Source organism: Methylosinus sp. KRF6, assembly GCF_018887255.1.
Taxonomy (GTDB): Bacteria; Pseudomonadota; Alphaproteobacteria; order Rhizobiales; family Beijerinckiaceae; genus Methylosinus; species Methylosinus sporium.
Genome location: NZ_JAHLJF010000001.1, coordinates 1503537 through 1525427, shown reverse-complemented (window position 1 = coordinate 1525427; position 21891 = coordinate 1503537). Strand labels below are relative to the sequence as shown.

Annotated in this window: 19 protein-coding genes; 2 read left to right on the top strand and 17 right to left on the bottom strand. The window is 65.3% G+C overall.

The genetic code is table 11. The features are described 5' to 3' along the window. Window positions 1–161 precede the first annotated feature (161 nt). The 3 genes from KP010_RS07325 to KP010_RS07315 form a co-directional block, all read right to left on the bottom strand. Window positions 162–1709 (bottom strand): PepSY domain-containing protein, encoded by a 1548-nt coding sequence (locus KP010_RS07325; protein ID WP_142862629.1) that lies wholly within the window; start codon window positions 1707–1709, stop codon window positions 162–164. A gap of 10 nt (window positions 1710–1719) precedes the next feature. Beyond that, window positions 1720–3996, bottom strand: a complete 2277-nt coding sequence (locus tag KP010_RS07320) for a TonB-dependent siderophore receptor (RefSeq protein ID WP_246659808.1) — start codon at window positions 3994–3996, stop codon at window positions 1720–1722. Window positions 3997–4081: 85 nt separating this feature from the next. Then, window positions 4082–4456 (bottom strand): hypothetical protein, encoded by a 375-nt coding sequence (locus tag KP010_RS07315; protein WP_142862631.1) that lies wholly within the window; start codon window positions 4454–4456, stop codon window positions 4082–4084. Between the two features lie 90 nt (window positions 4457–4546). On the opposite strand from KP010_RS07315, the gene KP010_RS07310 reads away from it, so the two are divergent. After that, window positions 4547–4891, top strand: a complete 345-nt coding sequence (locus KP010_RS07310) for an AbrB/MazE/SpoVT family DNA-binding domain-containing protein (RefSeq protein WP_246659809.1) — start codon at window positions 4547–4549, stop codon at window positions 4889–4891. A 17-nt stretch (window positions 4892–4908) separates the two neighbouring features. On the opposite strand, the gene KP010_RS07305 is transcribed toward KP010_RS07310, so the two are convergent. The 6 genes from KP010_RS07305 to rpmH all read right to left on the bottom strand — a co-directional run bounded on the left by KP010_RS07305 (window position 4909) and on the right by rpmH (window position 9992). Then, entirely contained in the window at window positions 4909–5643 is a 735-nt protein-coding gene (locus KP010_RS07305) for a pyrimidine 5'-nucleotidase (RefSeq protein WP_142862632.1), read from the bottom strand. 93 nt (window positions 5644–5736) lie between these two features. Beyond that, window positions 5737–6621, bottom strand: a complete 885-nt coding sequence (gene argB / locus KP010_RS07300) for an acetylglutamate kinase (protein ID WP_142862633.1) — start codon at window positions 6619–6621, stop codon at window positions 5737–5739. Between the two features lie 235 nt (window positions 6622–6856). After that, window positions 6857–7519: a ribosome biogenesis GTP-binding protein YihA/YsxC gene (gene yihA / locus KP010_RS07295; protein WP_142862634.1), complete on the bottom strand. Its 663-nt coding sequence runs from the start codon at window positions 7517–7519 to the stop codon at window positions 6857–6859. A gap of 32 nt (window positions 7520–7551) precedes the next feature. After that, window positions 7552–9402 (bottom strand): membrane protein insertase YidC, encoded by a 1851-nt coding sequence (gene yidC, locus KP010_RS07290; protein WP_142862635.1) that lies wholly within the window; start codon window positions 9400–9402, stop codon window positions 7552–7554. Continuing rightward, window positions 9399–9821, bottom strand: coding sequence for a ribonuclease P protein component (rnpA, locus tag KP010_RS07285; RefSeq protein ID WP_142862636.1), 423 nt, complete (start codon window positions 9819–9821; stop codon window positions 9399–9401). The genes yidC and rnpA overlap by 4 nt, the downstream gene beginning before the upstream one ends. A 36-nt stretch (window positions 9822–9857) precedes the next feature. Further along, window positions 9858–9992 carry a 50S ribosomal protein L34 gene (gene rpmH, locus KP010_RS07280; protein ID WP_024878470.1) on the bottom strand — a complete coding sequence of 45 codons (135 nt, stop codon included), beginning with the start codon at window positions 9990–9992 and terminating at the stop codon, window positions 9858–9860. A gap of 626 nt (window positions 9993–10618) precedes the next feature. Here rpmH and ctrA point away from each other — a divergent pair. Continuing rightward, window positions 10619–11320, top strand: coding sequence for a response regulator transcription factor CtrA (gene ctrA, locus KP010_RS07275; protein WP_108917056.1), 702 nt, complete (start codon window positions 10619–10621; stop codon window positions 11318–11320). Between the two features lie 178 nt (window positions 11321–11498). On the opposite strand, the gene KP010_RS07270 is transcribed toward ctrA, so the two are convergent. The 8 genes from KP010_RS07270 to KP010_RS07235 all read right to left on the bottom strand — a co-directional run bounded on the left by KP010_RS07270 (window position 11499) and on the right by KP010_RS07235 (window position 21801). Next, window positions 11499–12323 (bottom strand): protein-glutamate O-methyltransferase CheR, encoded by an 825-nt coding sequence (locus KP010_RS07270; protein ID WP_142862637.1) that lies wholly within the window; start codon window positions 12321–12323, stop codon window positions 11499–11501. A 109-nt stretch (window positions 12324–12432) separates the two neighbouring features. Then, on the bottom strand, window positions 12433–12798 hold the full coding sequence (locus KP010_RS07265; RefSeq protein WP_108917054.1) for a response regulator: 366 nt from the start codon (window positions 12796–12798) through the stop codon (window positions 12433–12435). Beyond that, window positions 12798–13340, bottom strand: a complete 543-nt coding sequence (locus KP010_RS07260; protein WP_142862638.1) for a chemotaxis protein CheW — start codon at window positions 13338–13340, stop codon at window positions 12798–12800. The genes KP010_RS07265 and KP010_RS07260 overlap by 1 nt, the downstream gene beginning before the upstream one ends. Next, complete coding sequence (locus tag KP010_RS07255) at window positions 13337–15943, bottom strand: chemotaxis protein CheW (RefSeq protein ID WP_142862639.1); 2607 nt, start codon at window positions 15941–15943, stop codon at window positions 13337–13339. The genes KP010_RS07260 and KP010_RS07255 overlap by 4 nt, the downstream gene beginning before the upstream one ends. A 158-nt stretch (window positions 15944–16101) precedes the next feature. Continuing rightward, window positions 16102–16791: a histidine phosphotransferase ChpT gene (gene chpT, locus KP010_RS07250; protein ID WP_108917051.1), complete on the bottom strand. Its 690-nt coding sequence runs from the start codon at window positions 16789–16791 to the stop codon at window positions 16102–16104. Between the two features lie 169 nt (window positions 16792–16960). Beyond that, entirely contained in the window at window positions 16961–19090 is a 2130-nt protein-coding gene (locus tag KP010_RS07245) for a TonB-dependent receptor (RefSeq protein ID WP_142862640.1), read from the bottom strand. Window positions 19091–19195: 105 nt separating this feature from the next. Further along, window positions 19196–20515, bottom strand: coding sequence for a di-heme oxidoredictase family protein (locus tag KP010_RS07240; RefSeq protein WP_142862641.1), 1320 nt, complete (start codon window positions 20513–20515; stop codon window positions 19196–19198). After that, on the bottom strand, window positions 20512–21801 hold the full coding sequence (locus KP010_RS07235) for an ABC transporter substrate-binding protein (RefSeq protein WP_246659810.1): 1290 nt from the start codon (window positions 21799–21801) through the stop codon (window positions 20512–20514). The genes KP010_RS07240 and KP010_RS07235 overlap by 4 nt, the downstream gene beginning before the upstream one ends. Between the last annotated feature and the right edge of the window lie 90 nt (window positions 21802–21891).

Below are 21891 nucleotides of genomic sequence, written 5' to 3'. Positions count from 1 at the left end.
AAAGGCTTCGAGGCGGCTTCAATTCGTCGAAGCGCGACCTCGCTGGCCGATTACGCAAATGACGTTCCATGTCGGTGGGCTCGGTCGGCCCCGCGGGGTTGGCCCCTCGCCAGTCCGCGGCGCTCCTCACAGCCAGGCGTCAGGCGCCACCAGCACGGTGGTCATGCGCGGCTCGATCGCGCCAAGTTCGGCGACGCCGATCGCGCCGGCGCTCTGCGCTCGCCGAATTTGCGCTTCAGCCGTCGCCAGCCGATCACGATTCCGGTGACGCTGAGCGCGAAGCCCGCGCCATTGAGCGCCAGCATGAGCGCGTCCCACAAGGGCCGCGCGGCGAGCAGCGCCGGCGCATCCCAGCTGTGCAGAAAGGCGAACAGCCAGCGGCTCGCGCGGCGCCCGGAATCCAGCTTGCCGAGCACGGCGCCCGTATGCGGGTCGATATGCGCCCAGGTTCCGGCGGCGTCGTCGAACTCGAGCCGCAACACAGGCAGGCGCTTGTCGACATCGCCATGCATGGTGTGTGGCGCGCGCGCGAAATAATAGAAGTCGTAGGTCTCCATCACCGTCGCCGCTGTGACTTTCGCGTCGGGAACGAGCCGCGCGCCGAGCCGCTTCAATTCCTCGAGCGGCAGGGTGAAGGCGGGGGCGGCGTCGGCCTCTGCGCGCAAGATTCGCGTCGCGCCGCCGGCGCTGAAGCCGACATAATAGCCGGCGCCGTCGATGACGCGCAGCTCGAGCTCGCGCGCGGCGAATCCGTCATCCGCGAATTTCGTCAGCGCTTGCGCGATGGACAGATGGAATCGCTCGGGCGCGAGCGCGCCGCCATAATAGGCTTTGGCGTCGAAGGCCGATCTGGTCTCGAAGATTTTCCACGGGTTCATCGACATCAGGCCGCTGAAGACGAAAGTGATCGCCGTCGCGCCGCCGATGAGGCCGACGATATGGTGCCATTTCATCATGCCTTCGCGATAGGGCGTGCGCGCGCCGGTCCTATAGGGCGCGCGAAAACGCCAGCGCATGACGCCGACGACGAGGCCGGTGACGGCGAGCACGGTTCCGATGAGCGAGGAATAGACGATGATGTCATGCCAATAGGCCTCGAACCAGCCGCCGCGGAACGGATAGAGCCAATGGATCCAGGCGCCGGCCCAGTTCCAGAGGCGCTCCGTCCGCGTCGCGTCGCGGACCACCTCGCCCGTGACGGAAGAGACATAGAGTAGCGTCGAATCCGCATCGGACATATAGACGCGATGCAGCGGGCGCAGTCCGTCGAGACCTTTGGAATGCGTCCATTGGTCTTCGTCGACGATTCCGTCATAGCTCGCCTCGCCGCCGAGGAAGGCGCGCGCGGCGACGGTGGCGTCCTGCTCCGAAACGCCGGTCACGCGCGCGCCGTCGCTGGCGCGCACCGCCGTGAATTGCGGTCCGCTGTCCTTCGCGCGCCGCTCGAAAATGAAAGTCGGCGCGCCGGCGATGCTGGTGAGGCGGACGGATTGCGGCGCGCCGCCCTCTCCCGCAGCGTCGAAAGCGCGGGAGAGATCGATGCAGCAGCGCGCCGAATCGAGCGGCGGCAGCGCCGCCAGCCGCTCGGACGGCAGCAGCTTCGGATAGCCGACATACATCATGACGACGCCCGAGAAGAACCACATGGCCATGAACAGACAGAGCCCGATCCCGAGCCAGCGATGAGCGAGATAGAGATATCTCTTCATGTCCGCCTCCTCAGAAGGTCATCTTCAGCGACAATTCGAAAGTGCGCGGCCGGCCGAGCCGCAGTAGCGGTCCCGAGCCGCCCGACGCCCATTCGACATAAGCGGCGTCGGTCATGTTCTTCAGCATGGCGGTCAGCTTCGCATTGGGCGTCACGCGCCAGGAGAGGCCGGCGTCGAAAGTCGTATAGGCCGGTATGCGCATCGTATTGGCGTTGTCGGCGAAGCGATCGCCGACGAAGCGCGCCGCAAAGGTCGCCTGCCAATCGGGCAGGAAATCCCAGGTGATCCAGCCATTGGCGATCCAGCGGGCCATATTGGTCGGCCGATTGCCGGCGCGCGACACGCGCATCGTCGTTCCAGCGATCGTCGCCGCCTCCTCGAAGGTCTCGAATTTCGGATTGATCCAGGCCGCGTTGCCCTGCACGCTGAGATTGTCCAACACCTGCAAGCCGACATTAACCTCTATGCCGTTGGACGATTGCTTGCCGACATTGACGACGCTGTTGGGATTGGCGGGATCGGAAGTGGTGACATTGTTGCGCTCGATGAAATAGCCGGCGAGAGTCGCCGAGCCTCTGCCCTCCCAGAAATCGAGCTTCGTTCCCGCCTCGATCTGCCAGCCGGTGGTGAGCTCGAAATTGCGCACGCCGCCGGCGTTGTTGGTGAGCAGAATGCCGGAGGGCGGATCGGCCGCCGTGCTGTAGGAGACATAGACGTTCGCCTCCTTGGTCACGTCGTACATCAGCGCGGCGCGCCAGGTGATCGGCTCGTATCCTTTGCCGAAATAGGCGGGATTGCCATAGGGGTTCGAGGCGCTGGGCAGGGTCGGAATGCGATAATTGAAGCGCTCGAGGCTGATCTTCTCCCAGCGCAGGCCCGTCACGAGATGAAGCTGCGGCGTCAGCGACAGCCGGTTCTCGGCGAAGAGCGCTAGCGTGTAGAGCTTGCTGCGGGCGTCGCCCACATAGCTCGTCGCCGCTGGATTGTCCTGATAGAGCTTATAGGCCGAGTAGCCATAGGGCTCGACCGAGTCGACGGTCAGCCCCGATTCCAGGCTTCCGTTGCGCGTCTGCTGATTGAGCGAAAAATCTATGCCTGCGACCGTCTTCGATTCGAGGCCGAATAGCGTCGTCGCATTCGTCGCCTCCAGCCTGTCGCCGACGAGGCTCTGGACGTGCCGGGTGGCGAAAGATCCGCTGCGCTCTATGAGCGTGTTGGTCGCATCGTAGCGATAGGATTCGACGTTTTGATATTGCCGGTCGGCGCGATAGAGATAGAAGGTGTTTTTGAAGCTCGTCTCCTCGTCGAGCTTATATTCCGCAATATCGCGCACCCACAGCACCTGCTGGTCGAAGACCGGCTTCAGGCTGTTGTAGTTCTTGAAGCGCACGCCGGGATCGAATTTGAGATCGAGAACCGGCAGGCCGAAGGTTCCCCAGGCAATCGTGCCCGTTCCGCCGAACGGACGCGGAACCGGCGTGCCCCAATAGGCGTCGCGCTGCTCGCTCTGGAATTCCACCGCGACAGTGTTGGAGAGGCCGGGCGCGATATCGGTGAGCCAGGAGATGGAGCCGGCGCCGGAATTGTGATTGGAATCCTCGACCCAGCCTTGCGAGCCCTTGTAGCTCAGATCGAATTGCAGCCAATTAGTCTCGTCGAGCTGCTTGTTGAAGCCATAAGAGGCGCGGCGGTTGAACCACATGCCGCCCATCAACAGCGCCTCATTGCGCTCTTCGCCGCGCGTGGCGATCTTGCTGACGTAGTTCACCGCGCCGCCGACGGCGCCCTGGCCGTAGAGATAAGAGGAGGCGCCGCCGAGAAGCTCGATGCGGTCGTAGAGCCAGCTGTCGACGGGGCGTCCGGCGATGGCGTCATATTGCACGGTGATGCCGTTGAACATCTGCGTCACCGATGACGCGCCGAAGCCGCGCAGGCTGATCGCGCCGGCCGAGCCCGGCGGGTCCGAGGTGACGACGCCGGGCATTCGCTGAATAACCTCCTGCGTCGTCTGCGCGCCGCGCGCCTCGATCGTCGCGCGATCGACGATGGAGACGGAGGACGGCGTCTCGCGCGGCGTCAGGCCGAGGCGGCTGCCGGTCTGCGAGGCGACATCGAGCTGCAGCTTGCCATTCGGCGGTTGCAGCTTTCCGCGCGAGGGGCCGGCGGCAGGGCGCTGCTCGCCGGAGATGTCGATGGCGGGCAGGGCCTCCTGCGCAGCGGCGGATGAAAAGACGACGAAAGACAGCGCGCCGGCGGATGCGCCGCGCATGAGGGCGTTGCGAGACATGTGAAATTGCTCCTGGCGCGACGCCATGCAGGCGCGCGCGATTCCGATAGAAAGATGCGGCGAGAGAGCCGCGATTCGTTTCGGATCAGGAGAGGGAAGGCGGCGCGCGCGACGACCAGGTGCTGGCCCAGCCGAGCGGCGTCGAGGATTCGGCCGCGTCGGCGCTGCGTGGCGCAAGGCGCCAATCCGGTTCGGGCGGCGAGATCGCGGTCACGCACCAGAGCGCCGCGAGGATCAGCGCGGCGCCACGCGCGCCGAGCGTGCAGAACATGCAGCGCTCGCAAGAGGAGTGGCCGTTCAGCGGATTTTCGGCGCCGTTCTGGCCAGCGCAGCGCTCGGTCGCCGTCGCGTGAATTTCGGTCCAGCCGGCGGCGCCGCTTGTTTGTTCCGCGAGAGTGGTGCCAGCGGCGACGATGAAGCCTTGCAGCATGAGCAGGCAGGCGAGCACGCGCGCGATCACGCTCGCTCTCAAATGCCGATGTGCCCCCGCTCGCATCATTGCCGCATTGAAGAGAGCGGGTGCTCCACAGTCAAGGCGACGTTGCAAAGAATGCTGTTCCGTTGCGGAAATGTGACAGTTTCTGAACGGGATGGGAAAACGGCTCGACGACGCGGCGTCCCGGTCGTAGGCTTCGAAGCTGTAGATAAGCGAGGTTTCCTGATGCGAGCGATCGTCGAAAAATGGGGCAGCTCCGCAGCCGTGCGCATAGCTTCGGCCGTCATGGAGCAGGCGCGCCTCGAGATCGGCCAGACTGTCGAGTTGCGCGTCGAAGGCGGCCGCGTTGTGATCGAGCCGCTTACAGCGCCCGAATGCTCTCTCGATGATCTACTCGCCGGGGTGACGCCAGAAAACCTGCATGACGAGGAAAGCTTCGGGCCGCCTGCTGTCCGATGACGGCGAAGATCAGGCCTCTACTGGGGTTGTGACGTCGCCGTCAGCCCCTCCAAAAACCCAGCGAGATCATTGGTCGTAAAATCCACATGCGGCTCGCGACCATGGGCGATCTCCCAGGATTCGCGCTTTTCTTCATGGCCGGCTTCCGGCGTCACCAGCACGGTGGTCATGCCGCGCGCATGGGGGATGATGAGATTGCGCGCTATGTCCTCGAAAAGGGCGGAGCGCTTCGGCTCGACGGCGTGGCGATCGAAGAAGCGCTCATAGGCGCCCTCATGCGGCTTGGCGATGAAATCGGCCGCGACGATATCGAACACATCTTCGAAAATATGATCGATGGCGAGCTGCTTCGCCGTATCGAGCGCATGTTCGCGCGAGCCATTGGTGAGGATGAGCTTGCGGCCCGGCAGCGCCGCGATCGCCGCCGCCAGCGAATGATTTGGCGGCAGCGACGAGCGATCGATGTCATGGACGAATTTCAAAAATGCGTCGGCGTCGACGCCATGCTCGGTCATCAGCCCGCGCAGAGTCGTGCCGTAATGCTTGTAATAATGCTTCTGCAGCGCGCGCGACGACATTCCGTCGAGGCCGAACAGGCGGATCATGAACAAAGTGATTCGATGATCGATCTTCGGCCAGAGGTCCGACGACGCCGGATAGAGCGTGTTGTCGAGGTCGAAGACCCATGTGTCGACATGGGCGAAGCGATTGGCGATGGTCAGCAGGCGCGGCTCGTCGGCGGGCTCCGTCATCGCGCGCGCCGCCCCGTGCGTGGGGCGACGCGATCCGGAGCCGTGAGGCGGCTCCAGGATCGCATCGTCGCCACGCGCTTCGCTGTCAACGCCTCACCTCGTTATCAGCGTGCCGGCGCCATGGTCGGTCAAAAGCTCGATCAGCACCGCATGAGGCAGCTTGCCGTCGAGAATGACGACGCCTTCGACGCCGCGCTCGATCGCATACATGCAGGTCTCGACCTTGGGGATCATGCCGCCGGTGATGGTGCCGTCGGCGACGAGGCCTGGAATATCCTCGACCTTCAGCTCCTTGATGAGCTGCTTGTTCTTGTCCAGCACGCCGGGAACGTCGGTGAGGAACAATAGCCGCTTGGCGCCGAGCGCGCCGGCGATGGCGCCGGCGAAAGTGTCGGCGTTGATATTATAGGTCTCGCCGTCGAGGCCCTGCGCGACGGGCGCGAGCACGGGGATCAGCTCGCGGCCGAGCACCTGATCGAGCACTGTGGTGTCGACCTTCGCCACCTCGCCGACGAAGCCGAGATCGATCGCCTTGCCGTCCTCATGATTGGGGCGCGCGAGCTTCTCGGCCGTCACCATGCGGCCGTCCTTGCCGCAAAGGCCGATCGCGCGGCCGCCCTCGGAATTGATGAAGCCGACGATCTGCTTGTTGATATAGCCGGCGAGCACCATTTCGACGATTTCCATCGTCGCTTTGTCGGTGACGCGCAGCCCGTCGGCGAATTCGGATTTTATGCCGAGCTTGCCGAGCATGGCGCCGATCTGCGGGCCGCCGCCATGCACGACCACGGGGTTCACGCCCGATTGCTCGAGCAGCACCATGTCGCGAGAGAAGTCGCGCGCGACCTTGTCGTCGCCCATGGCGTGGCCGCCATATTTCACCACGACTGTCGCTTCGTCATAGCGCAGCATATGGGGCAGCGCCTGCATCAGAATACGGGCTTGCTGGAGCGCGCTGTCGGCCGAATCCTCGGTCATGGGTCCGCCTAATGGTGAGAGAACACGCCAATCGAGCGAATGACCGACGCCCCACCTCCCCCTCGAGGGGGGAGGTCGAGCGCCGAAGGCGCTCGGGAGGGGGTGACGCCCCGAGTCTCGGGCTTGCACCCCACCCCGTCCGGCTTCGCCGGTCGACCCTCCCCCTGCAAGGGGAGGGTGGGCGCGGCGACGCTTCATTCGAATGAGGTGGTTAGAACCGACGAGGCTGCAATATTCAAGCGTTTCGTTCGGCCAGCAGCCGCGCGATCCCGGCGCGAAGCTCCGTCACGCCGTCGCCCGTGCGGGAGGAGGTGACGGCGAGGCGCGGGAAGGCGGCCGGGCGCTTGGCCAGCGCGGCCTCCACGGCGGCGACGGCGGCCTCGCGCTCGGAGACCTTCAGCTCGTCATGCTTCGTCAGCACGATCTGATAGGAGACCGCGGCGCGGTCGAGCAGATCGAACATCTCTTCATCGAGATCCTTCACGCCGCGGCGGCTGTCGATGAGCACGAAGACGCGCGCCAGCGAGGCGCGGCCGCGCAGAAACTCCTCCATCAGCCGTGTCCAATTGGCGATCTTCTCCTTGCCGACGGCGGCGTAGCCATAGCCGGGCATATCGACGAGGCGCAGCGGCTCCGCGCCCGGCGCAGCGCCGAGAGCGAAGAAATTGAGCTGCTGCGTGCGCCCCGGCGTGTTGGAGACGCGGGCCAAGGTCTTGCGGCCGGTGAGAGCGTTGAGGAGGGAGGATTTGCCGACATTGGAGCGGCCCGCGAAGGCGATCTCCGGCGGGCCGATCGGCGGCAAATCGCCGGATTTCGCGCTGGCGAATATGAAATCGCACGGGCCGGCGAAGAGCAGCCGGCCCGGCTCGGTGAAATCCTCGTCGCGGGTTTCGTTCAAAGCGTGATCCAAGGGTGCGGCGCGCCCTGCGATCAGGCGGCCTTTTTGAAGGTGAACGTCTTTTTCAGATTGTCCCACAGCTCGAACTTCACGCCCGCGCGCTTCATGATGACCCATTGCTGCGCGACCGAGAGCACATTGTTCCAGGTCCAATAGATCACGAGGCCGGAGGCGAAGCTGCCGAGCGAGAAGGTGAAGATCACCGGCATCCAGCCGAAAGCCATTTTCTGGATTTCGTCGGTCGGCTCCGGATTCATCTTCATCTGCACCCACATGGAGACGCCCATGACGAGCGGCCAGACGCCGAGCCACAGAAACGAGCCGAAGACCGGAATATGGGTCGGATCGAAGGGGATGAGGCCGAAGAGGTTGAAGATATTGGTCGGGTCCGGCGCCGAGAGGTCCTTGATCCAGCCATAGAAGGGCGCATGGCGCATTTCGATGGTGATGATCAGAACCTTGTAGAGCGAGAAGAACACCGGAATTTGCAGCAAAGCAGGGAGGCAGCCGCCGGCGGGATTGACCTTCTCGCGGCGGAACAGCTCCATCTGCTCGCGGCTCATCGCCTGCTTGTCGCTGCCGTATTTTTCCTTCAGCGCCTGAATCTTGGGCTGAATTTCCTTCATCTTGGCGACGGCCAGATAGCTCTTGTTGGCGAGCGGCAGGAAGGCGATCTTGACGAGCACGGTGACGGCCAGAATGGCGAGGCCGAAATTGCCGAGCACATGGAACAGGCTGTCGATGATGCGGAACATCGGCCGGGTGAGGAAGTAGAACCATCCCCAATCGATGAGCCGGTCGAAGAGCTTGATGCCCTGGCCCTCATAGGCGTCGAGCGTGTCGACGACCTTGGCGCCGGCGAAGATGCGCGACGCGACCGAGCCCGAGGCGCCCGGCGCGATCGTCAGCGGCGCCTCGACCGTATCGGCCTGATAGGCCTTGGCCGTTCCGGCGCCCGAAGCCGAGAAGCGCGCCACCAGCGGCCGATCCTGCTGCGGCACCAGCACGGCCGCCCAATATTTCTCGGTGAAGCCGAGCCAGCCGCCGGTCGCCTCGAAAGATTTCGTGGCGTGCGGCTCCTTCTCGACCTTGTCGAATTTCAGCTCCTGCAGGCCGGCCTCGCCCAAGACGCCGACGAAGCCTTCGTGCAGAACGGCGTAGCCGGCGCTCGGAAACGCGCCGATGCGCGACACGCGCAGATAGGGATAGAGGGTGACGGGGCTCTGGCCGTGATTCTCGACGCTGTCGGTCACCGAGAACATGTATTGATCGTCGACCGCGATTTTGCGTTTGAAGACGAGGCCCTGGCCATTGTCGAAGGACAGCGTCAGCGGCTGGCCGACGGTGAGCTGATCGCGATCGGCGCTCCACAGCGATTCGCTGGTCGGCAGAGCGGGCGGCGCCGTGTCCTTGTCGGAGGCGAGAAAGCCCGATTCGGCGTAATAGGGCTGCGGCGCGCCCTCGGGCGAGAGCAGCACGATGATCGGGCTCGTGGGATCGACGGTCTCGCGATAGTTTTTCAGCGAGACATCGTCGATGCGTCCGCCTTTCAGCGCGATCGAGCCGGAAATGGAGGGCGTGTCGATGGAGACGCGCTTGCTCTCGGCGAGCGCGGCCTCGCGCGTCTTGGGCGCGGACCGGGCGGCGGCGACGTTCTGCTGCGGCTGCGCCTGCCGGGCGGCCGGGGGCGCGGCTTTGTCGGCGGCGGACTGATCGGCGGGCTTGGCGGCGGGCTTTTGCGCCGCGGGCCTCTGCTGCTGCGCGAGCTGCGCTTCCTTCTGCTGCTGCTCGAGCTTGGGGAAAGCGTAGAAATAATCCCAGCCGGCGATCGCCAGCATCGACAGGCCGGCCGCTATGAGGACATTCTTCGTATATTCGTTCATGACGCCTGCGGCCTGTCTTTGGAGTTGCGATGATGGCGCCGGGTCTTGTCGCCCGGCCTGAGCTTCGTCAGTCCGTCCGCGATTTGCGCCGTCAATTCCAGAAAAGGCGCCGTCAATGCCTCGGGCCGGGCGACGAAGACATAATCATAGCCCGGGAGACCGGATGCGCCACAGAGCCGCAGCGCCTCTCTCAATCGGCGCCGGATACGGTTGCGGCCGACGGCGCCGGCGACTTTCTTCGTCACGGTGAAGCCGAAGCGCGGCGCCTCCGCATCTTCGCCCTCTCGGGCCGCCGCCTGCAGCTTGAAGGCGCGCGCGCCGCGACTGAGCCCGCTCTTGGCGGCGCGCAGAAACTCGCGCCGTTTTCGTAGGCGTCGCGGCTTCGTCTTCCGCGTTTCGGTCGGGATGTTCTCGATCATGCCTCTCGTCCTCGTTCGGCCGAGAAGCCTGCGAAATCAGGCGGACAGGCGCTTGCGTCCGCGGGCGCGGCGCGCCGCGAGGACATTGCGGCCGCCGACAGTCGCCATGCGGGCGCGAAAGCCGTGGCGGCGCTTGCGCACCAATTTGCTGGGTTGATAAGTTCTCTTCACCTTGGGTCTCCGCTCGCTCAGGTCGCCGATCGAAGAGCCGTCCCGCCGCGCGCGCCGACAGCGCTCGCGTCGACATCGCCCTCGCGCCGACAGTTCGTCATCGGCCGGCCGCCGCCACGGCCCTCGATCTTGTGTTCAGGTCTCGTCGGGCGTCTCGCCCGCGGCCGGCTGCATCCGCATTTTTGCGGGCGCGCAAGCCCCCGCACGAAACGCGTCTTTCCGACGCCGCGCCGGCATATAGGAGAAAGCCCGCGCATAAGTCAATCACGCAGCGCAGCGCGAACCGCGGCGTCGCGGGGCTTTCGTGAAGCTTTCGCCGCGGAGTTTGCGTAGCGCTGGAGCGCTTCGCAGCCGCGCGAGCGGCTTGTATAAATGAGGGAGCCGGTCGATTCGTCCCCCTCGAGAGACGCTGTTCTGGCTCGTGGCGGCTCCTCCAGCCGTCGACGATCGAGGTTCTGGTTTGCCGCCGGGCCGAAGGTCAGGGTTTGTTAACCATTACCGCTTAGCGTTTCGACAAATAGACATAGAACTCGGCGCGCGCCCGACGAATCTCGGCGCATCGTCGACGCTCGGGCGGCGCGACGGCGTCCGGGGGCAGATTTGGTGGAGCTGGGTGGGGATCGAAAATGCGCGTTTTACTGATAGAGGATGACAGCGCGACCGCTCAAAGCATCGAGCTCATGCTCAAATCCGAGAATTTCAACGTCTATACGACGGACCTCGGAGAAGAGGGCATCGATCTCGGAAAGCTCTACGATTACGACATCATCCTGCTCGATTTGAATCTGCCCGACATGTCCGGCTATGAGGTGCTGCGCACCTTGCGGGTCGCCAAGGTCAAGACGCCGATTCTGATCCTGTCCGGCCTCGCCGGCATAGAGGACAAGGTGAAGGGTCTGGGCTTCGGCGCTGACGATTATCTGACGAAGCCCTTCCACAAGGACGAACTGGTGGCGCGCATTCACGCCATCGTGCGCCGCTCCAAGGGCCACGCCCAATCGGTCATCACCACGGGCGATCTCGTCGTCAATCTGGACCAGAAGACGGTGGAGGTCTCCGGCGCCCGCGTGCATCTGACCGGCAAGGAATATCAGATGCTCGAGCTGCTCTCGCTGCGCAAGGGCACGACGCTCACCAAGGAGATGTTCCTCAACCATCTCTACGGCGGCATGGACGAGCCGGAGCTCAAGATCATCGACGTGTTCATCTGCAAGCTGCGCAAGAAGCTCGCCAACGCCAGCGAAGGCCGCAACTACATAGAGACGGTGTGGGGCCGCGGCTATGTGCTGCGCGAGCCGAGCGAAGCCGACGAGCGCATCACCGCTTGAGCCCGAAGCCGGAGCGACGAAATGCAAAGGGGCCCTCGCCGGGCCCCTTTGCATTTTTGCCGCTCATCTGGCTTCGAGAGCGTTTCCAGCCGAAGCGGACGCTGGCTCGGCGTTGGAAACGCGTCGAAACGAGAACTCATGAGATCGGCTGGCCGAATCGCGCCCGAAGCCGCGCGGATCACGCGATGGCGGCGCGGCGCCGGCGTGGCAGAATGCGGCAGTCGCCGGAGGTCGATGTCGTGAAGCGCTCGTCGAACTCCATCGTCTCCGCCGCGCCGAGAATCAGCACGCCGTCTTCCGCCAGGGCGCCGAACAGGCGCGTCATGACGTCGCGCCGCACATCGGGCTCGAAATACATGAGCACATTGCGGCAAAAGACGATGTCGTAAGGTCCGGCGTCGCGAAATTCGTCGAGCAGATTGAGCTTTTGGAAGGCGACGCGCGCCCGCAGCGCGTCATTGACGCGCCAATATCCTTTGAAGGGCTCGAGGTGGCGCAGAAGCCGCGCCGTGGTGAGGCCCCTCTGCGCCTCGAACTGGCTATAGACGCCCCGCCGCGCCGTCTCCAGAGCCAGTTCCGAAATATCCGTCGCCAGGATCTCGATCGTCCAGTCCTCGAGATCGGGCTCCGATTCGGCGAGCGCCATGGCGATGGAATAGGGCTCCTGTCCGGTCGAGCAGGCGGCCGACCAAATGCGCAGGCGGCGCCGCTCGCCGCGCCGCGCCATCAGTTCGGGAAGCCATTCCTGCCTCAGCTTCTCGAAGGGAACGCGGTCGCGGAAAAACGAGGTTTCGTTATTCGTCATCGCTTCGACGACGCGCTGCAGCAGCGCCTCGTCCTCGTGCTTTTCGATGAGGCGCATGAGCATGGCGAGATCGCGGCATTCATGCGCCCGCATGATCGGCTCGAGCCGGCTCTGGGCGAAGTAGAGCTTGTCGGCGCCGAGCGAAATGCCGGCGACCGAGCCGATGAGGCGCCGCAGGCGCGCGAAGGCGAGGCTCATTCCAGCCTCCCCGCCGCAGTCTCCGCGCCGGGTCGAAAAACGCGGATCGCCGCCCGTTTCCGCATTGCGCCGTCGCTCGCGAGAGCGTCCCTGTTGCTGCCGTTCGGGCTCAGATGACGCCGATATCCTCGAGCTTCGACCGCACCACATGCTGGTCGAAGGGCTTCATGATATATTCGTCGGCGCCGGCGTCCATCGCCAGAGCGATATGGCTCGCCTCGTTCTCCGTGGTGCAGAACACCACTTTGGGACCCGCCCCGCCGGGCATTTTGCGCAGCGCGCGCAGGAATTCGACGCCGTCCATCTCCGGCATGTTCCAGTCGAGCAGGATCGCATCCGGCATCGCCTGCTCGCAGGCGACCAGCGCCTTGCGGCCGTTCTCCGCCTCGACGGTGGAAAATTGCATTCCTTCGAGAATGCGGCGCGCGACTTTGCGGATGACCGCAGAATCGTCCACGACCAGAATCTGCTTCATTAGTCTCCTCCTCGGGATGCGTCTCTCGAATGGCCGTCGCGGCCGCCGCTCTCGCTCTGCCTCGACAGGCGCCGCACCAGCGCCGGAATGTCGAGGATCGGCAGGAAATCGTCGTCGAGGCGGTAGCAGGCGTTGGTGGCGTCGATGAATTGCTGTCCGACATGGGTCGGGCAGACCATGCGCTCGTCCTCCTCGCAGGTGACGACGTCGCCGGTCTCGTCGATGAGCAGAGCGTAGCGCTCGCCATTGTGCTCTATGCAGACGGCGAGCTTCGAATCGGGTCGGTCGCCGCCGTCGAGCTCGAGACAGCGATCGAGCCGCAGCGCGGTGACGATGCGGCCGCGCAGATTGGCGAGGCCGGCGATCTCGCGCGGCGCCAGCGGGACCGGCGTCACTTTGTCGACATGGAAGATCGTCTTCACGCATTCGACCGGCAGGCCGAAGCTCTGACCGCGCACCTTTATGGTGAAATTGCGGGTCTGCCGCTTGGGCGCGTCGATCGGCCGGCGGCGTCCATTGGTCTCGCGTTGCTGCTGCGTCATGCGGCGAGCTCCGACATGATGCGCAATTCGAGATCGCGTGGCGCTGTGTCCGCCTTGTCGAGCAGGCGGCCGACGCATTCGATGAGCGCGCGGCGATCGAATTTGCCGGTGACGGAAGCGATGCCGCAGGCTTTCGCGGCGGCGAGCACGCTCGGCGCGGCTTGCGCCGCGAGCGCCACCACCGGCAGATCGGCGAGGCCGGGCAGCTCATGCAGCGCGCGGGCGAAATTATAGCCGTCCATCTCCGGCATGTCGGTATCCGTCACCACGGCTTCGACGGCGAGCCCTTTGCGCAAGAAGGAGAGGGCTTCCGGCGCCGAGGCCGCGGTCGTCACCTCATAGCCGGCGGAGCCGAGAATCGGCGCCAGCATGTCGCGGAAGAAGGCCTTGTCGTCGACGAGCAGAATGCGATGCCGCTTGCTGACGCCGCGCGCCACGGCGGCGGGGCAGGCGATGCGCATGTAGTAAGTGGCGTCGAGAAATTCGACGATCTCGCCGCCGAGCTGGATCGAGCCGAGGATATGCGGGGAATTGCTCTCCCGCTGCAGATCGAGAATTTCGTCGGTCACGTCGACGATATCCTCTATGAGCAGGCCCATGGACTGGCCCGCGCCGGACAGCACCAGGATCGGGCTGGAGGGGCGGTCGAGCGACACATCCGCCGTCGCCGGAATGATCGGCAGAAGGCTGTCGCGATAGGCCATGACGAAAGCCCCGTCCGAAGGGATCAGCCGCTCGCGCGGCACATCCTCTATGCGCAGAACGAGGGACAGAGGCAGCGCCTTCAGCGGGCCCGGGCCCGCCTTGACCAATATGATCCGCGTCTTCTCCGCCCGCGGCGTGAAGGCTTCCGGCGTCGCCGCTTCGGCCGGGCGCTCGGCCAGCCGCTGCAATCCGCCATGTTCGAGCAGCGCGGCCGGATCGAGAATGAGCACGACGGATCCGTCGCCGAGGATCGTCTGGCCAGAGAACACGCCGAGACGCGCCAGCGCGCTCACCAGCGGCTCGATGACGATTTCCTGCACATCGGCGATCGTCTCGACCAGCAGGCCGAAACGCGCGGCGCCGACGCGCAGCACGACGACGAAGCCGTCGCGCGTCTCCTCCTCGGCCGGGCGGCCGAGCGCGAGCGTCGTGGAGAGATCGAGCAGCGGCAGCACGTCATTGCGCAGGCGCAGCACCGGCGCGTCGTGAATATATTGGATCGCGTGCTCGAAACCGTCGCCGACGCCGACCAGCTCGACGACGGTCATCTGCGGTATGGCGAAGCGGGAGCCGTTGCTGGTCAGGATCAGCGCCGGCGTGATGGCGAGCGTCAGCGGAATGCGCAGCGTCACGCAGGCGCCCCGGCCATAGCGCGAGGTCAGCGAGACGGAGCCGCCGATCGACTGGATATTCTCGCGCACCACATCCATGCCGACGCCGCGGCCGGAGACCTTGGTGACGCCGTCCGCCGTCGAGAAGCCGGGCGTGAAGACGAATTCGAACAGCTCGCTGTCGGTGAATTTGGAGATGTCCGCCTCGCCGACGAGCCCATTGGCCAGCGCCTTGGCGTGGATGCGCGCGACGTCGAGCCCGCGGCCGTCGTCGGCGATGTCGATGATGATCTGGCCGGCGTCATAGGCTGCGCGCACGGTGATGACGCCGGTTTCGTTCTTGCCGATGCGCGCGCGCTCGGCCGGGGGCTCTATGCCGTGATCGGCGCTATTGCGTATGATATGGGTCAGCGGCGCGCGAATGAGCTCGATCACCTGCCGGTCGAGTTCGGTGTCGGAGCCTTCCGTCGTGACGACGATCTTCTTGCCGAGATCATGGGCGAGATCGCGCACGAGGCGCGGCAGCGTCGAGAACAGCCGTCCGACCGGCTGCATCCGCGCGCTCATCACCGCATCCTGCAAATCGCTGGTGATATTGGACAGCGTCTGCACCGTGCTGCTCATCGCCTCGTCGCCGCCGGCCCAAGCGCTCGACAATTCGAGCAGCCGATTGCGGGTGGAGACGAGCTCGGAGACGATGCCCATCAGCCGGTCGAGCACATTGACCGAGACGCGCACCGTCTCGCCGATATGGGCGACGCCGGCGGCGTGCGCCTCGTTCGGCGGCTGCGCGGCGCGCGGTTCCGCGAGCGGCGCGGCGAGGTCCGTTTCGGCGATTTCGGCCGCCGGCGGCTCGGCCTCGCCGAGGCGCGCGCGTCGCGTCGCGTCCTCCAGCGCGACGACGAGCTCCTCGTCGTCGCCCGCGGGCTCTTCCTCGGAACGGCCCATTTCCGCGAGAATTTCCTTCAGGCGGTCCACGGCGGCGAAGATCAGCGTGACATGCGAGGCGCGGACCGGCGCGCCGTCGCGCAGCGCGCCGATGAGCGCCTCGGTCGAATGGGTCAGCCGGCCGACGCGCGGCAGCTTCAAAAAGCCGCTGGTGCCTTTGATCGTATGCACATGGCGGAAGAGGCTGGCGATGAGCGCCCGATCGCTCGGGTCCTTCTCGAGACAGACGAGCTCCATCGTCGCCGCATCGATGTGCTCGGCGGTCTCGACGAGGAAATCGTTGAGAAGTTCGTCCATGGCGTCGTCGATCTCGGGCCGCATGAGCAGCGTCGACGCCATTCTTGACGCATTCTGGTTAAGAGAAGTGAAATTCCCACGCTCGAGGTCGAAGGCGCGGGCTTTCTGTGGTCGTCGAAGCGCAGAAAGGCCGCGAGTTCTCGTTCCGACGCGTTTCAAGCGCCGAACCGGCGTCCGCTTCGGCCGGAGACGCTCTCGTCTCAGGCCTCGAGCGCCGTCGGCGTCTCGATCTCCTGCTCCGCCTGCGCGGCGGCCGGCCGCGCGGTGATGGTCACATGCTCCGGCTCTGTGGAGATTTCGACCTCGAGCCCGCTCGCCTTTGCGACGAGGCCGGCGTAATAGGCCTGAATGGCGCGCGCGTCGACGACGCCCTCCTCCGGCTCGCCGGCCAGCAGGGCCGGAATCGCCGCGGCGATGCGGGCATTCACGCCCTTCGACTCGAGGGTGAAGGCGACCTCGTCTCCGGCGCCGGTGGAGGCGACCGAGATGACGCCGCCGCGCGGAATCGCCGCATCGGCGATCAGGCAGAGATTGAGCAGCAATTTCACCTTGTTCTTCGACATCAGCACGCGCGGCACGCTCCATTCGAGCTTGGTGCGCTCGTCGGCGAGCAGCTGGCGCGTCACATGCTCGGCGTCGCCGGTGTCGATCTCGGCGCCCTTGGAGCCGGCGGCGCCGAAGGCGAGGCGGCAGAATTGCAGCCGGGCGGACGCCTCCGCCGCGCTGGATTTGATCAGCGCCAGCGCATGGCCGCGCATCTCGGCGTCCTTCTCCTCCTCCAGCACCTCCAGCCCGTTGACGATGGCGCCGACGGGCGAGATCACGTCATGGCAGACGCGGGAGGAGAGCAGCGCGGCGAGATCGAGGGAGTCGAGCGCGAATTTGGTCATGAGGCCATCCGAATGATCTGCCGGAACGCCATGGCGGCCCCGGCCAGAGCGGGAACGCGGCTAAAACGAATCACCCGCGCCCATTTGCCCCATTGGTAGCCGCGCCGCGCCCGCTTGCAAAGCGTCGCCGTCGGGGCCGGCCGGCGCGCGGCCAGCCCCACGCGAGCCTTCAGAACGTCGCCTTGGCGCCGAGGAAGAAGCTGCGCCCCGCCTCGGGATAGCCGTCGGTGAATGTGTAGGCGGTGTCGAACATGTTGCGCACCCCGCCTTCGATCTTGAAATTCGGATGCAGCTGATATTCGGCCGTGAAATTGGCCAGGAAAAAGGCGCCGGTCCGATAATAGATCGTCCCCGCCGTGTTGGAGGTCCAGCGATTGCTGTTCATCTCGACATTCGGCGTCAGCGTCAGCCCGTCGAACGGCCGCCAGCCGGCGTAGAGGAACATTTTGCCGTCCGGCACGCCCGTCGGCTGGAAGTTGAGGATGTAGGGCGCATAGACCGAGCGGCGCATCAGCGTCAGATTGCCGCCCAGCGACAGCTCGTCGGAGGCGCGATAATCGACCGTGACCTCCCCGCCCCAGAAGCTGGCGTCGCCGACATTCTGGCTCTGGGTGACGCTCGCGCCATAGGCGGGCGCCGGCACGGATTGGATCAGATTGCGGACGATGGAGTGGAAGGCGTCCAATTGAATGCGGCTGCCCGGCGCGAACTCGCTCGCCCAGCCGATGTCGAAATTGATCGCGCGCTCCGGCATCAGGCCGGGGTTGGAGGTGGCGCCGCCGAAACGCGAGCTGAAACGCTCGAAGATGGTGGGGAAGCGCTCGCGGTCGGAGACGTTGAAATAGACTTTGTTGGTGTCGCTGTAACGCCAGATGGCCGCGCCCTGGAAATTGGGGGCCTGCACATCCCGCAGCTGATAGCCGATGACGCCCGTGCCGACCACGAAATCATCTGCCTTGCGCAGATGGCGCCAGTCATAGGCGAAGCCGCCGACGAGATCGATGTCCTTGGTCGGATGAAAGGTGTTCTCGACCGCGATCGAATAAGTGTCTTCCTGCGTGTAGACGATCGGTTGAGTGAAGCAGATGACGTTTATGACGCATCCGGTCGATTTATTGGCGACATTGACGCCGTAATATTCCTGCCAGGTGGCGTGCTCGTCGAAGCGGTAGTGGCCGGCGATCTTCAGCGTGTCGAGCTCGCCGAAATCATGCCCGACCTCCACATCGGCGCCGAGCGCATAATCCTGATAATAGCTGCGGAAGGCTTTGGCCGAGGATTGATAGGCGAGGAAGGGGTCGTTGTAGGAGAAGAGGTCGTTGTCGAACTTGCTCCAATAGGCCTTGGTCTTCACATAGGACGAATCGCCGATCTTGGTGTTGGACAGGAAATAGAGATTCTGCACGCGCCAATAGGGCCAGCGCCAATAGCGCTGGCTGTTCAGCCCGTCGGTCGTGTGATAGGGCGCGCCCTTCTTGCCGTCCTGGCGGATGAAGCTCAGCGAATATTCGTCGGTGTCGTTGGGCGTGTAGCCGGCCTTGGCGTTGAGGCTCCAATCATAGGTCCCCGAATTGCCGCGGAAGCCCTCGCCCTGATTATTGGTGGGCGTATAGCTCTCCGGCAGCATCCAGCCGCGCAGATCGCGCCAGGAGCCGCTGAGCTGCAGATAATAATTATCCTGCTTCGTGCCGAGCAGCGCATAGGTCTTTATGCCCTCATAGCTGCCGTCGCGGCCGAATTCGAGGCCGGTGCGCAGCTCGCCCTCTATCTCCTTCGCCGGCTTGCGCGAGACGAGATTGATCTGGCCGCCCATGCCGCCCGGCCCGTCCAGCACCGAGACATAGCCCTTGGCGATCTGCACTGCGGCGACGTCCGGCGTCATGAAGCGCGCGAAGTCGAGCCGATTGTCGGCGGGCAGATAGACGCGAACGCCGTCGATGGTGAGCGGAACCTGCCAGCGGTCGAAGCCGCGCACATAGATATTCTGCTCATTGCGCGTGCCGCCGGTGGAATTGCTGACGACGCCCGCGGCGAGATTGACCGCGCGATCGAGCGAATCGCGCTGGAAGGTCTCGTTCTGGCGGTTGCTGATCGTCACGCCGCCATAGGAGTCGGTCTGCTGCAGCGGCGCCGGGCCGTCGTCCTTCTTCTTGTCGAGCGGAAGGGCCTTGTGCTCGAGGCCGACGTGAATCTCGCCGAGATCGAAAGGCTGCGGCTGCTCGGCGGCGAGAGTTGCGCGGCTCGCGATGAGCGCGGCGACGCTGGCGGCGCCCAAGGGCGCGAATTTGCTGAGTTTCATCGTTCTTCCCCCGATTGTCCCATAGTCCCGACGCCCCCTCGCCAGCCGTCCCCCACTCAGCGGGAGAGGGGGCAGATTCCGCGCTTCATCGAGATTTCGCGTCCATTAGAGCGACCCCAAAAATGCGAGCAGCGCCTCGCGCTCCGCGCGCGTCAGGCCGCGAAACCGCTGCGCCGCGTCCTCCGCCTCTCCGGCGTGCCAGAGGATCGCTTCCGTGACGCTGCGGGCGCGGCCGTCATGGAGAAAATCCGCGGGCGTTCCAAAGCGCCCGGCGAGGCCGAGGCCCCATAGCGGCGGCGTGCGCCAGTCGCGCGGACCGGCCTCGAAATCCTCGCGCCCGTCGGCGAGCCCATCGCCCATGTCGTGCAGCAGAAGATCGCTATAGGGATGAATCTCCGTCCCGCTCAGCCAGGGCGCGTAGGCGACCTCTCCGAGCGTCATCGTCTCGCGATGGCAGGCGGCGCAGCCGATATCGCGGAACAGCGTCTCGCCTTTGGCGACGCGCGGATCGGAGAGATCGCGGCGGGCCGGAACGGCGAGGCCGCGCATATAGGCGAGCGAAGCCTCGAGCCGCGCGTCGGAGAGCTCGATCTCCCGTCCCGCCGCCGCGCGGCATTCCGGCTGCGCAGCGGTGCAATTGGGCTCGGGGAAGAGATAGGAGGAGATGCCGATGTCCTCGGCGAAGGCGTTGGCGATCTGCTGGCGCAGATTGGGCTGATTGGCCTTCAGGCCGAAGCGGCCGAGCGCCATGCGGCCGGCCGCCATGTCATAGACATGGTTCGGCCGGCCGCGGCTCTGGCCCGCCGCATAGCGCAAAATCTCCGCGTCGGGCACGGCCTCCAGCAGGCCGAGTCCGAAGACCGGAGGCGCATTGCGCAGCGAAATCCGCACATCGTCGCCGAGCGGTCCATAGGCGAGATCACGAAAGGAGAGGCGCGGCCGACGCAGTGAAACGGCCTCGCCATCGGGAAGGCGCGTCTCGACTTCGTCGAAGGACACGATCGCGCGGCCTTCGCCGGCGACGCCGGGATTGCCCTCCGGATTGAGCTGGCCGCCATAGGTCGGATGCGGCGACGGCCCGCCATGGGCGTCGCGGCCGGGCAGGCCGAGCCGCACCACCATTGCGCGGGCGATCCCATTCTCCGGGTCCGGCGCCGGGCCGCGGCCGTTCTTGACATGGCAGGCGATGCAGGAGAGCCGATTATAGAGCGGCCCGAGTCCGGTGATTTCGCTCTGATCCTGCGACGGGCCGATGACCCAGGCTTGGCGAAACAGCGCGTTCCCCTGCCGAAAGGCGCGCAAAAACCCCTCGTCCAGCCCGGCGAAGGGGCGGGAAAAAGCATCGCCGTCGAGCTTGGGATTCTCATAGGGCGCGCCGGCGGTCAGAACGAACAGCGCGAATGGGAGGAGAAGCCGCCGCCTCACAGACGCGGCTCGGCGGAGGCGACGAGGCTCAGCGCCTCGGCTCGGGCCGATGAAATTTCTGCGCGCCAACGGGCGGCGAGATCGCCGTCCTTCAGCTCGCGGCTGGAAAAACGATCGAGAAAAGCGGGGTCTTTCGCCTGCGCCTCGGTAACGGGCGTGAAGCCGGCGAGCTTGCGCGCCTTGGCGACGGCGGCGCTTCCCGCGGCGTCCGGGGCGGCCGCGAGCCGCGCTTCGGCGGCGTGAATGGCGCGCCATAGGCGCTGCGTTTCGGCGTGGCGCTCTGTAATGGCGAAATCGAACAGCACGCTGACGACGCCGGGCCGCCGCCGACCGATCTCGGAATCATAAGGGTAGAAGGTTCCCGGCGGCAGGGCGAAAGGATCGACGACGGCGGCCGGCTTGTCGGCATAGGCGTCCGGCCGGGCCGGATGGCGGCTGCTGTCGGCCTCCATCATCAGCTTTTGGCCCTTGGTCGAAAGCATGAAATCGACAAAGGCTTTGGCGGCCTCGAGGCGGCGCGTCCCCGCGGTGACGGCGATATGGGCCGGCAGAAAGGCGGTCTTCTGCGGATAGACGAAGGAAATCTTCTCGCCATTGGCCAGCGCGCCGAAAGCGAAGAAGTCGATCGTCAGGCCGAGCGCCGCGCGCCCTTCTTTCACGGTCGCCGTCGGGCCGGCGCCGGAGCCGAGCAGCTCCGCGCCGCCGGCGATTTCGGCGAGCAGCGCCCAGCCGCGCTCCCAGCCCTCCGATTGCAGGACGATATCATAGAGCGCCGGCGAGAAGCCGACCTTGGCCGGAATGGGCATGACGATGCGGCCGGCATAAGCGGGCGCGGCGAGATCGCTCCAGCTCTCGGGCGGCTTCAGCCCGTCGCGGGCGAGCGCGGCCGGATCGACGACAATGCCATAGCCGGCGACGTCATAGGCTTCGAACAGCCCTTTGGGATCCGAGAGAAGCTGCCCGCCGAGCCGCCCCGGCAGAGCGGCGCGGTCGACCGAGACTTTCTGAAAGGCGCCGCGGTCTCGCAATATAGGGAAATTTCCGAGAGCGGGCGCCCAATAGACGTCGGTGCCGCCCTGGTCCGTCTCGCTCAGCATGGCGAGCGCGTCGCGCGACTGCTTCCAGACGAATTGGACGTGAACGCCGGGATGGAGCTTCTCGAACTCGGATTCATAGCGAGTCGTCAACTCTTCCGGGAAGCTGGTGACGACCACGAGGCGCTGGTCCGCGGCGCGCGCGGGCCTGCCGAGCAGAGCGACGCCGAGCGCAGACGGAATGCCCGCCACCACGCTGCGGCGGCTGGGGCGAAGGGAGAGGCGATTCGTTATGTCTCGGTGATACATAATGAAAACATAAAAGCGCCGCCGCGGGCGTGT

Bases quoted from the DNA above. Each gene is read 5' to 3' on its own strand.
- KP010_RS07325 (WP_142862629.1), bottom strand. From the start codon at position 1,709: ATGAAGAGATATCTCTATCTCGCTCATCGCTGGCTCGGGATCGGGCTC.
- KP010_RS07320 (WP_246659808.1), bottom strand. From the start codon at position 3,996: ATGTCTCGCAACGCCCTCATGCGCGGCGCATCCGCCGGCGCGCTGTCT.
- KP010_RS07310 (WP_246659809.1), top strand. From the start codon at position 4,547: ATGCTGTTCCGTTGCGGAAATGTGACAGTTTCTGAACGGGATGGGAAA.
- KP010_RS07305 (WP_142862632.1), bottom strand. From the start codon at position 5,643: ATGACGGAGCCCGCCGACGAGCCGCGCCTGCTGACCATCGCCAATCGC.
- argB (WP_142862633.1), bottom strand. From the start codon at position 6,621: ATGACCGAGGATTCGGCCGACAGCGCGCTCCAGCAAGCCCGTATTCTG.
- yidC (WP_142862635.1), bottom strand. From the start codon at position 9,402: ATGAACGAATATACGAAGAATGTCCTCATAGCGGCCGGCCTGTCGATG.
- rnpA (WP_142862636.1), bottom strand. From the start codon at position 9,821: ATGATCGAGAACATCCCGACCGAAACGCGGAAGACGAAGCCGCGACGC.
- ctrA (WP_108917056.1), top strand. From the start codon at position 10,619: ATGCGCGTTTTACTGATAGAGGATGACAGCGCGACCGCTCAAAGCATC.
- KP010_RS07270 (WP_142862637.1), bottom strand. From the start codon at position 12,323: ATGAGCCTCGCCTTCGCGCGCCTGCGGCGCCTCATCGGCTCGGTCGCC.
- KP010_RS07265 (WP_108917054.1), bottom strand. From the start codon at position 12,798: ATGAAGCAGATTCTGGTCGTGGACGATTCTGCGGTCATCCGCAAAGTC.
- KP010_RS07260 (WP_142862638.1), bottom strand. From the start codon at position 13,340: ATGACGCAGCAGCAACGCGAGACCAATGGACGCCGCCGGCCGATCGAC.
- KP010_RS07255 (WP_142862639.1), bottom strand. From the start codon at position 15,943: ATGGCGTCGACGCTGCTCATGCGGCCCGAGATCGACGACGCCATGGAC.
- chpT (WP_108917051.1), bottom strand. From the start codon at position 16,791: ATGACCAAATTCGCGCTCGACTCCCTCGATCTCGCCGCGCTGCTCTCC.
- KP010_RS07245 (WP_142862640.1), bottom strand. From the start codon at position 19,090: ATGAAACTCAGCAAATTCGCGCCCTTGGGCGCCGCCAGCGTCGCCGCG.